The sequence below is a fragment of the Corynebacterium sp. Z-1 genome, from assembly GCF_031844665.1.
Taxonomy (GTDB): Bacteria; Actinomycetota; Actinomycetes; order Mycobacteriales; family Mycobacteriaceae; genus Corynebacterium; species Corynebacterium sanguinis.
The window spans coordinates 1,133,284-1,146,789 of record NZ_CP134621.1; the positions used below are offsets into that span (position 1 = coordinate 1,133,284).

A 13,506-nucleotide genomic window follows, 5' to 3' on the forward strand; every position below is an offset into this window, starting at 1 on the left:
ACTATGTTAAAGGTCGTCGGCGTCGACGAGGCGGTAGGCATAGCCTTGCTCGGCGAGGAAGCGCTGGCGGCGCATGGCGTATTCCGCGTCGAGGGTGTCGCGCGCGACGACCGTATAGAACAGTGCGCCGCCGCCGTCGGCCTTCGGGCGAAGCAGCCGCCCGAGGCGCTGCGCCTCTTCCTGGCGCGAACCGAACGTGCCGGACACCTGGATGCCGACTGCGGCCTCGGGAAGGTCGATGGAGAAATTCGCCACCTTGGACACCACGAGAGTGGAAATCTCACCGGACCGAAACGCGTCGAAGGCCTCCTCGCGCTTCTTCGTCGACGTCGTGCCGTGCACCAGCGGGGCATTTGTCCGCGCGGCGATACCTTCGAGCTGCTCGACGTAGGCACCGATGATCAGCACCTGCTCTCCCTGGTGCCGCGCAAGAAGCTTATCGACGACCGCGTCCTTGCCCCGCGACGTCGCCGCGATCCGGTAGCGCTGCTTGGTTTCGGCGGTGGCGTACGCCATCCGCTCGTCGGCGGAAAGTGAGGTGCGCACCTCAACGCACTCGGCTGTGGCGATGTAGCCGGCCATCTCGAGCTCTTTCCAGGGGGCATCGTAACGCTTCGGCCCGATCAGGGAGAACACGTCGTCCTCGCGTCCGTCCTCGCGCACGAGTGTGGCGGTGAGCCCGAGGCGGCGGCGCGACTGCAAGTCGGCGGCCATGCGAAACACCGGGGCGGGCAGCAGGTGGACCTCGTCGTAGATAATCAGGCCCCAGTCGCGCGAGTCGAACAACTCGAGCGCGCGGTACTCGCCCTTCGTTTTGCGGGTGACCACCTGGTAGGTGGCGATGGTGACCGGGCGGATCTCCTTGCGCTCGCCCGAGTACTCGCCGATTTCCTCCGGTTGAAGCGTCGTGCGGCGCAGCAGCTCGTCGCGCCACTGCCGCCCGGCGACCGTGTTCGTGACCAGGATCAGCGTGGTTGTCTTCGCCTGCGCCATCGATGCCGCGCCCACAATCGTCTTGCCGGCGCCGCACGGCAGCACCACCACACCGGAGCCTCCCTCCCAGAAGGACTCTGCGGCGTACGCCTGGTAGTCGCGCAGCTGCCAGCCGTCGTGGTTGAGCTCGATCGGGTGGGATTCGCCGTCGACGTAGCCGGCGAGGTCCTCGACCGGCCAGTTAATCTTGGTCAGTTCCTGCTTGATGCGGCCGCGCTCGGAGGGGAACACGGTGACGATGACATCGTCAATGGCTGCGCCGAACAGGCCCCAGATCGCCTTGTGGCGCGAGATCTCCGTCAAGATGGCGGGGTCGTCCGCCTCGAGCACGAGGCCGTGGGCCGGGCTGTTGACCAAGCGCACGCGGCCGTAGCGGGCCATCGTCTCGGCGACGTCGATAAGCAGCGGCTGCGGCACCGGAAAGCGGGAGAAGCGCTCGAGCGTATCAACGGCCTGTTCCGCGTCGAACCCCGCGGCGCGCGCATTCCACAACGCGAGCGGGGTGATGCGGTAGGTGTGGACGTGCTCGGGGGCGCGCTCCAGCTCAGCGAACGGGGCGAGCGCGGCGCGGGCGGCCCCCGCGTCGGGGTGGTTGACGTCGAGAAGCACCGTCCGATCAGATTGGACAATCAACGGGCCGTCTGGCTGTGCGGGCATGCGCCCACGCTATCAGGCGCGGATTGCCTGCACCCACGACCGCTTGCCGCCGTTGTACAAGATGGAGCTGCGGTAGATACGCCCTGCGAGCCAGATCGCCACCATCGTGGCCACGAGTGCGAGCGCGTAGGAACCGAGCAATTGCGCGACGGTGAAATCGCCGCCGGCGTAGGTGATCGGCGCGGTGAAGATGGAAAACGGCGGGATCCAGCTCAGCACCTGCATCCAGGTCGCGGACGTCTGCAACCAACCGAACATGGGCACGTACATCGAGCCCATCAGCAGGAACAAAATCGGTGCCTGGGTGGACTGCAGGTCCTCGGTGCGCTGCACGAGCGAGCCGGCCGCGGCGTAGAGCGCGCCGAAGAACAGCATGGCCAGGATCCACGACAGGAGCATGATCGGCAGGATGGAGTAGGAGAACTCGACGGCCTCGTCTAGCCCCGAGACCATCAGCGCCACCATGCCGGAGCCGATGATGAGCGCGGTCAGCGCCAGGCCCATCGCGACGTTGCCGAGGATCTTCCCGGCGAGAAAGTCCATCGGGCGCACGGCAGCCAGGATGAGCTCGATGACGCGCGAGGATTTTTCCGCGGTGACGCGGCTGCCGATGTTCGCAGCGAACAACACCACGGTGAACACGGTAATGATGAGAACGACGAAAGCGGTGATCAGTTTGGCAAAATCCGCCTCGGAGCGCTGCCCGTCTGGGGAGATATCCACCCCGGTTACCTCGGTGTTTGGCATCGCGGAGGCGTACTGCTCTGGGGTAAGGCCCAGCGAGCTCAGGGCCTCGGTACTTGCGTAGCGCGTCGCGATGGAACTGATTTGCCCGAGCGTGCTTATCGACGGCTCCCCGTCCTCCAACACCTCCCACCCCTGCTCGCTGGCCACGACGGCCGTATCTACGTCGCCATCACGCACGAGTTTCACTGCGTCCGCACGGCTGGACGCCTCGCTTACATCGAAGCCCGCGTCCGCGAACGCTGCTTCCGGCACCCCGACGACCGCAAGCGATACGGCCGGTTCTTCGCTGTCCTTATTTGCCTGCCAGGAGAAGAAGCCGATCATGCCGACGATGGACACGACAAGGATCGCCACCGTCACCCAGATCGACTTGGTGCGTGCGAGCACCTGGATCTCGCGGAGGGCAGTGGTAGCGATGGTTTCGGTGGGGGAATAGGTGTCTCGTGCCATTACTGCACTGCCTCCCTGAACAGGTCGGTGAGGTCAGGGACCACGCGGGTGAATTCGTGCACGTCGCCGGCGTCCATCGCGGCGCGGAGGATGCGCTGGTCGATCCCAGCTTCGGAGCCCGTGACTTCGAGCACGACCGTCTCGGCGTCCTCCTCGACGACCGTCGTGCCCGGCGGGTACCAGCCACGGGCGGACGTGCCGACGCGGTAGCGCACGGGGCCGCGGTTGCGCAGCTCGTCGACGCCTCCCTCGGCGACCATCCGGCCGTGGGCGACGATGCCGACCCGGTCGCACAAGCGTTGCACGAGGTCGAGCTGGTGGGATGAGAAGATCACGGGTACCCCGTGCCGTTTCGCGCGGTTGGTCAGCATCCGGCTCATCACGTCGACGGCCACGGGATCGAGGCCGGAAAACGGCTCATCGAGAATGAGCACGTCCGGGTCATGAATCAGGCTGGCCGCGAGCTGAACGCGTTGCTGGTTGCCTAGAGAAAGGTCGTCGAGTTTGTCGTTGGCTCGCTCGCTGAGGCCGAGTTCCTCGAGCAGAACCGTGGCGTTGTTCGTGGCCTTTTCTTTGTTTAAACCGTGCAGTTTGGCCAAAAACACCAGTTGGTCGAGAATTTTTTCTTTGCCGTAGAGCCCGCGTTCCTCGGGCATGTATCCGATGCGGCGGCGGGAGTCGTCGTCAAGCGGGCGGCCGTCGAAAAGTACTTCGCCCGAGTCGGTGGCGAGCACACCGAGCGCAATGCGCATGGTGGTTGATTTGCCGGCGCCGTTCGAGCCGACGAAACCGTAGATTTCTCCCTCGTGGACGGTCAGGCTCATGTCGTCGAGCGCCTGGTTGATGCCGAACCTCTTGCGGAGGTTGCGGATTTCTAAGGTGGGCACGCTTTTTAACTCCTCTGTGCAGCGGAAACAGCCGGGTAGGCACCTGCCACGCACCACCGTAACAGCAACTTCGGACCGCTACGGCGCCGGAGGCGTTTCGTCCACGCCGGTAATCCGCGACAGCTCGACGCGCACAACGCGTCCGGTGGACTCGTCGAGGGCGTCGATGAGCCCGGCGTTGACCGTGATCGGCGTGACGCTGCGCTGTGTGCGCTGGCCGCGCTTGTCGACGTACCCGATGGTGACCTGCCGACGCGCCCGGGCCGAGGCACGCAGGGTTTCGAGGAAGTCGCGCTCCTCGGTGTCGGGGGCTCCACCCGCCGCGCGGAGCGAACGGATGATCTCCTCGCGGCGCGCTTCGTCGAGGCCGCGCTCCCGTGGCACGGTCGAGGGGGTCGGTGCGACAAGCTGCGGGGCGTTGTGGAGCTGCAACAGCGCCTCACCGTCGTGGTCTGCGGCGGGCTGGAAACCGTGCCGGCGCAGAAGCGTTACAAGCTGGGATGCGGGCATCTGCGAAATCGCGACGGTGGGGGCGATGAGCTCCAATCCGTCAACGCGCGCCGCGGCCGAGGCAAGCAGAGCCTCGTCCTCGCAGCGCAGGTAGCTCGCTGCTGCGCCGACGCGGAGGCTGCCGTGGGTCGCGGCTGCGTCGTTGATGGCGAACAAGAGCCCCTGCGGGACCTCTCCGACGCAGTGCTTCTCCAACCAGCGCGTCAACTCCCCGCCAGTGCGCCCGGCGTTCAGGGCGCGCTGCACGGACGCGGGGGTGACCCGGTACACGCTGGCCATGCCAGGTGATTCGAGGTCGGCGAACGACTCCAACATCGCCGCCATATCCGGAGGCAAGGGGCCGGGGGCGAGGATGGTCAGATCCGCCTGGGCGATGACGTAGTCGATCTCCGCGGGCACGAGCTCACGCGTTGCCGCGGTAAGGTCCGCGCCTTCCACAACTGCGCGCCCTGGCGCGGCCGCGGTGTGTAGCGCGAGCACGCCGATCGCGTGGCCCTCTTTGACGATGCGCGTCAGCAGTGCCGGCGAGGTCCCGGAGGCCAGGATCGGGCTGTAGTGGTGCAGGTTGGCGCTCAGAGTCTCGCCATCCATCGCGCCCGCGCACAAGCGCTTGACGACGCTCAACTTCGCGAACCGAATCTCCGGTGCGCGCGAATCCTCGCCCAAAAGCTTTGTGTCGAGTTCGGTGCGCCACGGCGAGGCAAGCCAGCCGAGAATGAGCACCGCCCACTGCTCGGGTAGCGTGCTGTCGAGCCAGGTGACTCCGTCGCGGGTAGCGGCGAGGCAGTCCGCGTTGTCGATCTCGCCGCGGCCCACCAGCCCAGCGGCCTCCGCCACGGTGACGGAAAGGTCCGGGTCGAAGCCGAGTTCCTTTTCCAGCGCGGCGCGGGCGCGCACCCCGACACTGCCGTCCTTGAGCAGCTCAACCGGGGACTCGAGCAGGTGCATGATGGTGCGGCGGACCTGGCGCACGGACTCGAGCCCGGCGGCGGTGGAGGCGGCGTCGACGCGCGATTGCTCGACTGCGTTCGTCGGCGCAACCGGTTCCAGTGGGTAGGTACGCACGGGCGTGCCGCGCAGGGCTTCGCGCACCGGCCGTGGGAGCCGCACCGTGGAGGAGTTCACCCGCACGAGTAGCCCGAGTGAGAGCAGCCGCGGGACCGGCAGCGTCGGGTCGGCATCGGGGGCAGCGCCCCGTGTCGTGCCGATCGAGCCGGAGGCGGCGAGCGTGTCCAGCACCTGCCGCTCGCGGGGGCTGAGCTCTTCAAGCGCTTCGGTCAGGTTGTCGGGGGCCGGGTCGAGGATGCGCCAGCCTGCGGGAAGCGCAGAGAGGACACCGGGGGAGACACGTAACGCCTTATCGGGGCCGAAAACCAGGGCGTTGGTGCGCAGTCGCGCGAGCGGTTCTTGCGAGTCGAACGGCACGTTAACGGCATCGAGTGCAACCGGGTCGAGCTCGGCGCCGGCATCGCCGAGGGTTTCTAGCAGCGCGATGTCGGCGGCGGTGAGTCGGCGCAGGGAGCGGGCGATCGAGCCGGTCAAGGTCAATCGGGTCGCCAGTGAGGCCAGCGATGGGGGAGGGGGAAAGGCGGCGTCGGGGCGAGCGTCGAGAAGCGAGCGCAGCTGTTCATCGCTGAAGCGGGCAAGAGCCAAGTGGAGAGCGGACATATCGGGGGTGAGTTTACGTGCGTTCGGCGGGCGGACGTGAAAGAATAGACCCATGGCTTCCAACGTTGACAAGATCGGCCGCGCAAACCCGGCGTGGCCCGAGCACACTCCTGGCAATGGTCACCCGGTCACAGAGATCTCTTCCAAGCTCGCTGGCGCGTCCAGCCCGTTCGGCGATGACCTGATTCTCCCGCGTCCCTACGAGGAGACGGGCTACGTCCACCCGACGACCCGCATTAACCGCTAAGCGGTTCTCTTAACTCGGCCCCTTCCCCGTTTACGCGGGGAGGGGGTTCTTTCACGCCCCGCAGTACAGACAGAGCGGTATGCAGCAGCTAGACAAGGTGGCCGGAATCCGGTACGGTCCCGGGTGACCAATTCCGTATACATAAGGACACTCATGCTCGCTTCAGGTCTTGTCGTCGGCGCCGCCCTCGGCGCCATCATGCAGCGCGGCCGCTTCTGCGTCACCGGCATGCTGCGCGATGTCTTTCTGCAGAAAAAGGGCCGCGGACTCGTCGCCCTTTTCATCGTCATCGCCGTCCACGCCGTCGGCCTCGCCGCCTTGACGACGCTCGGCGTCATCGCACCGGACTACCGCACCTTCCAGCCCGTGGCCGTCATTACCGGCGGTTTCCTCTTCGGCATCTCCATCGTGCTCGCGGGCGGATGCGCCTCCGGCACGTGGTACCGCTCCGCCGAGGGCCTCGTCGGCTCCTGGTTCGCGCTGGTTTTCTACGCGCTGTCCGCCGCCGCGATGAAAAACGGCATGCTCTCCGGGTTCGAGGCCTGGATGAAGCAGTGGGACACCGGCTGGACAACGCTGCCGCAGACCTTCGGTGTTTCCCCCTGGTTTTTCGCCATCCCGCTCGCGCTAGCGACGGCCTGGGCCGCGCATTACTACCTGGCCAAGGACGCCGCGCGACCGAAGGTCACCTTGCAGCAACCCTGGTACAAGAAAGCGCTGCACCCCTACACCGCGGGCACGCTCATCGGCATCCTTGGTGTGATCGCGTGGCCGCTCTCCGCCGCCACCGGGCGCAACGACGGCCTCGGGATTACCACGCCGAGCGCGCACGCAGTCTCCTTCATCACCACGGGCGAGGAGAAGTTCTTGAACTGGGGCACCCTGCTGGTGATCGGCCTGTTCATCGGCGCGTTTATCGCCGCGAAGGCGTCCGGGGAATTTCGCGTGCGCGTGCCTGACGCCACCACGACCGTGCGCGCCATCGTCGGCGGGATCGGCATGGGCGTCGGTGCGGCGCTCGCCGGCGGCTGCACCGTGGGCAACGGCATGGTGCAGACCTCCCTGTTCAGCTACCAGGGGTGGGTCGCCCTCGGGTTCATCGCCCTGGGCGTCTTCGTCGGGTCCAAGATCTGGCTCAAGCCCTCGGTTGCTGCGCCGCAGGGCACCTACAGCACCGAGGACTCCATCCGGTCCGCGGAGGACGCGGTGATTGAATCCACCCCGCAGGGCGGCGGGTTCCAGGTGGCAACGGGACTGATCACCGTGCCCACAACGCAAAAACGCGCCACGAAGGCGCGTCCTATTGGGCCGGGGCGCTACAAGCTAGACACCCTCGGGGCGGTGTGCCCCTTTCCGCTGATCGAGGCCAAGGACGCCATCGCCGAGCTTGACGACGGCGAGAAGCTGGTCATCGACTTCGACTGCACGCAGGCAACCGAGTCCATCCCGCAGTGGGCCGCCGACAACGGCCACGGGATTGAGGACTTCGCTCAAAACCGTGACGCGGGATGGGAAATCACGGTGGTGAAGAACGCCGCTCGCTAGACTAGCTTGGCGATGACAGCGTTGACGTCGCCGGCGAGGACGGCGTCGATAAGCGCCTTGTTGGCGAGGTAGAAGTTGTTGTAGTTGTCGCGGTTCGCTGCGTACGCGGTGTGCAGCTCGGCCGGGACGGCGATGTTGTTCTCGTTCAGGCGGGCAACGATCGCGTGGTACAGAGCGTCAACCTGCGGCGCTGCGGCCGGAGCGGCTGCCGGGGCCGGAGCAGGTGCCGGAGCAGGTGCCGGAGCAGGCGCGGCCTGGGCGTCGCGGTTGGTCGGAGCGGAGTTCAGGCCAAGGCGAGCGGAGCAGGAAGGCCATGCGCCCCAGCCCTGGCCGGCGAGGGTGCGCTCGGCGACGATGATCTGCTGCTCGCGGGTTGCCTGGTGAGCATACGGTGCGAACTGGCCGCCACCGTAGGCGCGCCAGGTGGACGCGGAGAACTGCAGACCGCCGTAGTAGCCATTGCCGGTGTTGATGGACCAGTTGCCGCCGGCCTCGCACTGAGCCAAGCGGTCCCAATCGGAGTCCGGAGCAGCGTTGGCTGCCGGTGCGATGATACCGGTCAGTGCTGCCGCGGCAGCGGTGCCAGCGAGCGCCTTCTTAGCGAAGGATGCGTTCTGCTTAGAGTGACGTGCCATGAAGATTGTGTTTCCTCTCTTGTTAACCGCCTGCGAAGTTAGCTGTCGGGTTCTGGCGCAAGGTGCCAGGCCGCGGGTGCGGCTTCACCCCTAGGAGTGACCTCCGGCGCGTGGGTGACGCGCGTGTGGGTCCTCCGCTTCTGTCCACAATGTCAATGTTGGGGAAGAATTGATTCAGGCCGGACAGAATTCGGCGTGGCCAAAGGTATATGGTTATGCGCCCGGGTTCGGGCTTGCGGGCGACTATATCGGTTTATAACGATTGAGTCACGCGGACAGCACGGAACGGATTCACACGAGTTACATCCACTTTAGTAGATTGCGTGAGAACGCAGTTCAGGACGGTTTTCCTGGCCTATAGTGACGTGCATCACGTTAGTAGAATATTCGGAACCGGCGGCGGTTATCGCGAGTAGTACAATGGCGGTTCTCGAAAGGAAGGAAAAGGCATGCCCGTTGGAAAAGTGAAGTGGTACGACGCTGACAAGGGTTTCGGCTTCGCCTCAAACCCGGGCGATGAGGACGTGTTCGTGGGCAAGAACGTCCTACCCGAAGGCGTCGACGAGCTCGTCGCTGGCCAGCGCATCGAATTCGACTTCGCCGCTGGGCGCCGCGGCCCCCAGGCGCTGCGCGTCAAGGTCTTGGACACGCCGAAGCGGCGCCAGACGCACCGCTACAAGCCCGAGGAGCTCAACAAGCTGCTCGCCGACATGATGACGGTCCTTGAAACGCAGATCCAGCCGGCCCTCGAGGCGGGTCGCTACCCGGACCGAGCGCACGGCAAGCAGGTTGCCGAGATCCTGCGCGCTGTGGCCAAAGAGCTCGACGCTTAAGAGAACGCCACCGACCACGTCGCAATCACGGGGACTTCCTCGCCTGCGTCGTTGGTATCCACGGCCAGCGCTGAGACCTCCGCCACGACGAGCCGGGCGGAATCCTTCACCGCGGGCACCGAGGCCTGATTGGCCTGGCCGGATTGGAAGATTTGCTCCTCGTTGGCCGCTGGGTCGTCGTAAATGCTCAGCAGGCGCCAACTCGACGCCGCGAGATCCTCGGGAACGCTCACGCTCACCTCGGAGGCGGGATCGAGGTCAAACGACGGCGGCTCGCCCCCGACGCACTCCGCGTCCAGCTCGCACACCGTATAGGGAGCGACCTCGAGCTCGGTTCCGCCGTTGGACACCACCACGCGAATCTCGCCCACGGGGGCGGCGGGCTTGCTGCGCTGGTAGTCAACAATGAGGTAGAACCCGCCGACGAGCACCACCGCGGCGACGATGAGGAGAGCCAGAAGCTGCCACGCCTTGAGTTTCATGGATCTCTACCCTACGGCAGCGGGTTGAAAGCTCACCCTGTAGAGGTCCGGCCAGCGCTTGCCGGAGAGGTAGAACTCCTCGGTGCCCGGGATGTGCGCAATCCCGTTGAGCACGTTGTTCGGGTCGGGCGCGGCGTTGTTCGGCAGCGAGGAGGCGTCGATCACGGCGGTGACGTCGCCCGTGGTGGCGTCGATACGCACGATGTCGGTGGTGAGGAAGACGTTGGCGAAGATCTGGTCGCCCACGCACTCGAGTTCGTTGAGCCGCGGCACTTCCGTGCCGTTGAGGGTGACGTCGAAACGCTCGCGCTCGGCGAGGGTCTCTGGGTCCATGCGCCGCAGCTGCGAGGTGCCGTCGGAGAGGATCACCTCGCCGTCGCGGGCGCACACGCCCCAGCCCTCGCCCTCGTAGGTGGTGCGCCCCAGCTCGTCGAGCGTCTGCGCATCGCGCTTGATGGCGACACCGTCCTGCCAGGTCAGCTGCCACAGGTGGTCGTCGACGCGCGTTAACCCCTCGCCAAAAAATCCCGGGTCGATATCGCGGCTGGCCATGACTTGCCCGTCCGGGGTCGCGCGGTAGATCCGCGAGCTGCCCACCTGGCCGGTGCCGACGTACAGCGTGCCGTCGTCGGCGACCTCGAGGCCCTGGGTGAAGCTGGAGGGGTCGAAGTCATAGCGCTCTTCGACCACCGCCTTAAGCTTCTCGACGCCCTGTTCACGCGGCTGCTTTAATTCCTGCGAAGAACACGAAACCAGCGCAGGTGTCAACAACAATGCGGCAAGCGGCGCGGCGGCTTTGAGGCTTAAGCGGGGCATGCCCTTATACTAGGCCTCGTGTCTCAGTCCAGGAATCGCGCTCACCGGCGCGCTAACAGCCCTCTGCTCGGCGAGGCAGCCGTCGCGGCTGCGAGGCAGGCCCTGGAAGAAATCGCCGAGGGTGACATCGGCCCCCACATCGGCGTAGCGGCCGTGTCCCCGAACGTGGCCACCCACCGCTTCGAGGCAGACGTGCCCGGCTACCCGGGCTGGGAGTGGAACGCGGTCGTCGCCTGTGCGACCGGGGCGAGCCGTGTCACCATCAACGAAGTCGCCCTCGTCCCCGCCTCCGACGCCCTGCAGGCACCCGAGTGGGTGCCCTACTCCGATCGCCTGCGCCCCGGCGACCTCGGCCCCGGCGACGTCATGGAGCCCGCCCCGGACGACCACCGGCTGACCGACGACTCCTTTGACAAAAACGCCGTTACCTTTGTCGGGCGCGAAACCGCGAACTACCTCACGGTCAACGGGCTGGAGGAGGCGAAGCAGCGCTGGCGTACCGGCGATTTCGGGCCGACCAGCGAATTCGCCGAGCAGGCCGCGATGGCGTGTCGGACGTGCGCGTTTTACATCCCGATGGCCCCGCCTGTGGGGGAGAACTTCGGCGTGTGCGCCAACGAGTACGCCGCGGACGGGCGCCTCGTCGCCTCGAGCTACGGCTGCGGGGCACACTCGCAGACCAAGGTCGCCGCGCCCGAGCTGCTTGACTCGGCGGACGTGTACGACGACGAGCGGCCCGTCTTCTAGGCCTGGACTGCCCGGGCGCGGCGAATCTCGTTGACGGTGCGGTGGGTGGGCACACCGGCGCGGTTGATCGAGGTGCGCCCGCTGACGAGCGCGCCGTACTCGCGCCACGCGCTGACAAGCCGGGCCCCGTAGACGGGGTCGATCACCCACGTCTCCAGGCGCTTGAGCTCGTGGGCGGAGAACCCCGTGGGCGAGCGCTCGATGGAGCAGCCCAAATCCCCCAGGATGCTCAACACCCCGTCGAGCGCGATCGACGGGGTCGTGTCGGGGTGGGCGGAGACAGTGATTACTCCGTCGGCCACGGTGAGCAGGGGAGACGTGACGCACTGGACGACGCGGGAAGAGGCGTCGACAAGCAATGCTTCGTGCATGGGGAGCTCGACGAGCACGCTGCGCTGCCACCCCAGGTCCGGGCCGTAGTGGGCGGGGTGGAGGCGGTTGTCTTTGACGGGCAGCGCCTCGACGGTGATCTCCGTCGGCGCGGGGGCGAGGGGGCGCAGCGCCACCGACACCGTGGGGGAGGTGCCCTGCGAGACCTCCACCACGACGCGCCGCGTTCCGCTCAAGGTGGCCAGCCGCACCCGCAGGCGGTTCACCTCGGCCGCCGACACGCCAAGTTCGCGCAGCGCGCGGACGTAGGCGCGACCGTCGGTGACGAAGCCACCGACGATGACGAAGGTAAAGACGTGCACGATTTCGACCTTAAACTCTCTGTCATTTCGGTTTGGAATTTCCCCGCGGCGGTGTAAGGCTATGCACTGACAATTTCATCGCCGGGTCAGACCTGTGAGGCCCGTCAGACCCGTCAGACAAGGGGACAACACGTGAGCTCTAGCGGATCCACCGCCGTGACCGGCACCAGCACCGGCTGGCTTGACCGATACTTCCACATTTCCGAGCGCGGTTCGACAGTGGGTACCGAGATCCGCGGCGGCGTGGTCACCTTCTTCGCTATGGCGTACATCGTGCTGCTCAACCCGCTGATCATCGGCACGAGCCCCGACCGCGACGGCGTGGTCCTCGGCATCCCCCAGGTCGCTGCGGCCACCGCCCTGGCCGCCGGAGTGATGTCCATCCTGTTCGGCGTGGTGGCGAAGTACCCGTTCGGCATCGCAGCGGGCCTGGGCCTGAACACCCTGGTGGCGGTCACGCTCGTTGGCCAGGAGGGCCTGACCTGGCCGGAGGCCATGGGCCTGGTGGTCATCGACGGCATCATCATCTGCATCCTCGCGATCTCCGGGTTCCGTTCCGCCGTGTTCCGCGCCATCCCCGACTCGATGAAGGTGGCCATGAGCGTGGGCATCGGCATGTTCATCGCGCTCATTGGGCTTGTCGACGCCGGCTTCGTGCGCCGTGTCCCAGACGCCGCGATGACTACCGTGCCCGTCCAGCTGGGTATCGGCGGCTCGATCGCGTCGTGGCCCACCTTCGTCTTTGTCATCGGCCTGATCATCTGCGGGTTCATGGTGATCCGCAACATCCGCGGCGGGCTGTTCATCGGCATCGTGGCGACGACGATTATCGCGCTGATCGTCGAGGCGCTGACCGGCTCCGGCTCCTCGGCGGACAGCCCGCAGGGCTGGTCACTGGCCGTGCCCCAGATCCCGGAGTCCCTGGGCGGGGTGCCCGATCTGACTATCGTCGGCGACATCGACCTTGTCGGTGGCTTCGTCCACGCGGGTGTCGTCGCGGCCTCGCTGCTGGTGTTCACCCTGGTGCTGGCCAACTTCTTCGACGCGATGGGCACCATGACCGCGCTGGGCCGCCAGGCGGGCGTTGCCGACGCCGACGGTAACCTGCCGGGGATGAAGCGCGCCCTGGTCGTCGAGGGCCTCGGCGCGGTCGTCGGCGGCGCGGCCTCGGCGTCATCGAACACGGTCTACGTCGATTCCTCTGCCGGCATCGCCGACGGCGCGCGCACCGGCCTGGCCAACGTGGTCACCGGCCTTCTGTTCCTCGCCGCAATGTTCTTCACTCCGCTGTACGCGATCGTGCCCATCGAGGCCGCCGCCCCAGTACTCGTCGTCGTCGGCGCGCTGATGATGATGCAGGTGGGCCAGATTCAGTGGAACGAGTTCCACATCGCCCTGCCCGCATTTCTGACGATCGTGATCATGCCGTTTACCTTCTCCATCGCCCACGGCATTGGCGTCGGCTTCATCTCCTTTACCCTCATGGCGCTGTTTGCGGGCAAGAGCCGCGAGATCCACTGGATCATGTGGCTGATTTCCGCGCTGTTCATCGTCTTCTTTGCCCACGGCCCCGTCATGGCCGCGCTCGGCGCCTAGC

The 13,506-nt window shown here is 66.4% G+C and carries 13 protein-coding genes and 1 riboswitch; of the genes, 5 read left to right on the forward strand and 8 right to left on the reverse strand.

The features are described 5' to 3' along the window. Nucleotides 1-6: 6 nt before the first annotated feature. The 4 genes from RIU96_RS05545 to RIU96_RS05560 all read right to left on the reverse strand — a co-directional run bounded on the left by RIU96_RS05545 (nt 7) and on the right by RIU96_RS05560 (nt 5,966). Complete coding sequence (locus RIU96_RS05545) at nt 7-1,650, reverse strand: DNA repair helicase XPB (RefSeq protein WP_259809834.1); 1,644 nt, start codon at nt 1,648-1,650, stop codon at nt 7-9. Nucleotides 1,651-1,662: 12 nt separating this feature from the next. Next, on the reverse strand, nt 1,663-2,847 hold the full coding sequence (locus RIU96_RS05550; protein ID WP_144779761.1) for an ABC transporter permease: 1,185 nt from the start codon (nt 2,845-2,847) through the stop codon (nt 1,663-1,665). Continuing rightward, nucleotides 2,847-3,734 (reverse strand): ABC transporter ATP-binding protein, encoded by an 888-nt coding sequence (locus tag RIU96_RS05555; protein WP_144779763.1) that lies wholly within the window; start codon nt 3,732-3,734, stop codon nt 2,847-2,849. The genes RIU96_RS05550 and RIU96_RS05555 overlap by 1 nt, the downstream gene beginning before the upstream one ends. Nucleotides 3,735-3,812: 78 nt before the next feature. Continuing rightward, nucleotides 3,813-5,966: a helicase-associated domain-containing protein gene (locus RIU96_RS05560; RefSeq protein WP_259809833.1), complete on the reverse strand. Its 2,154-nt coding sequence runs from the start codon at nt 5,964-5,966 to the stop codon at nt 3,813-3,815. Between RIU96_RS05560 and RIU96_RS05565 the strand changes: the two genes are divergently transcribed. Together RIU96_RS05565 and RIU96_RS05570 are read left to right on the forward strand one after the other, a co-directional pair. After that, a complete protein-coding gene (locus RIU96_RS05565; RefSeq protein ID WP_006841130.1) occupies nt 5,965-6,159 on the forward strand; it encodes a hypothetical protein in 195 nt (64 codons plus the stop codon). The two genes, RIU96_RS05560 and RIU96_RS05565, sit on opposite strands and share 2 nt — an antisense overlap. 153 nt (nt 6,160-6,312) lie before the next feature. Next, nucleotides 6,313-7,704 carry a YeeE/YedE thiosulfate transporter family protein gene (locus RIU96_RS05570; protein WP_136649166.1) on the forward strand — a complete coding sequence of 464 codons (1,392 nt, stop codon included), beginning with the start codon at nt 6,313-6,315 and terminating at the stop codon, nt 7,702-7,704. Here RIU96_RS05570 and RIU96_RS05575 read toward each other — a convergent pair. After that, complete coding sequence (locus tag RIU96_RS05575) at nt 7,701-8,339, reverse strand: resuscitation-promoting factor Rpf1 domain-containing protein (RefSeq protein ID WP_136649165.1); 639 nt, start codon at nt 8,337-8,339, stop codon at nt 7,701-7,703. The genes RIU96_RS05570 and RIU96_RS05575 overlap by 4 nt on opposite strands. A gap of 11 nt (nt 8,340-8,350) precedes the next feature. Next, nucleotides 8,351-8,545, reverse strand: a riboswitch (cyclic di-AMP (ydaO/yuaA leader). Nucleotides 8,546-8,788: 243 nt separating this feature from the next. Here RIU96_RS05575 and RIU96_RS05580 point away from each other — a divergent pair. Beyond that, the gene (locus RIU96_RS05580; protein ID WP_136649164.1) at nt 8,789-9,172 is read left to right on the forward strand and encodes a cold-shock protein; all 384 of its coding nucleotides are present in this window, start codon (nt 8,789-8,791) and stop codon (nt 9,170-9,172) included. Here the strand turns inward: RIU96_RS05580 and RIU96_RS05585 are convergent. Both RIU96_RS05585 and RIU96_RS05590 read right to left on the reverse strand, forming a co-directional pair. Beyond that, nucleotides 9,169-9,654 (reverse strand): DUF2771 domain-containing protein, encoded by a 486-nt coding sequence (locus RIU96_RS05585; RefSeq protein WP_136649163.1) that lies wholly within the window; start codon nt 9,652-9,654, stop codon nt 9,169-9,171. The genes RIU96_RS05580 and RIU96_RS05585 overlap by 4 nt on opposite strands. A 6-nt stretch (nt 9,655-9,660) precedes the next feature. Next, nucleotides 9,661-10,470: a glutaminyl-peptide cyclotransferase gene (locus tag RIU96_RS05590; RefSeq protein ID WP_136649162.1), complete on the reverse strand. Its 810-nt coding sequence runs from the start codon at nt 10,468-10,470 to the stop codon at nt 9,661-9,663. Nucleotides 10,471-10,488: 18 nt separating this feature from the next. Between RIU96_RS05590 and RIU96_RS05595 the strand changes: the two genes are divergently transcribed. After that, nucleotides 10,489-11,217 carry a DUF3027 domain-containing protein gene (locus tag RIU96_RS05595; protein ID WP_136649161.1) on the forward strand — a complete coding sequence of 243 codons (729 nt, stop codon included), beginning with the start codon at nt 10,489-10,491 and terminating at the stop codon, nt 11,215-11,217. Here RIU96_RS05595 and RIU96_RS05600 read toward each other — a convergent pair. Beyond that, nucleotides 11,214-11,909, reverse strand: a complete 696-nt coding sequence (locus tag RIU96_RS05600) for a hypothetical protein (protein ID WP_136649160.1) — start codon at nt 11,907-11,909, stop codon at nt 11,214-11,216. The two genes, RIU96_RS05595 and RIU96_RS05600, sit on opposite strands and share 4 nt — an antisense overlap. Before the next feature lie 132 nt (nt 11,910-12,041). On the opposite strand from RIU96_RS05600, the gene RIU96_RS05605 reads away from it, so the two are divergent. After that, nucleotides 12,042-13,505 (forward strand): NCS2 family permease, encoded by a 1,464-nt coding sequence (locus RIU96_RS05605; RefSeq protein WP_259793372.1) that lies wholly within the window; start codon nt 12,042-12,044, stop codon nt 13,503-13,505. Nucleotide 13,506 lies beyond the last annotated feature (1 nt).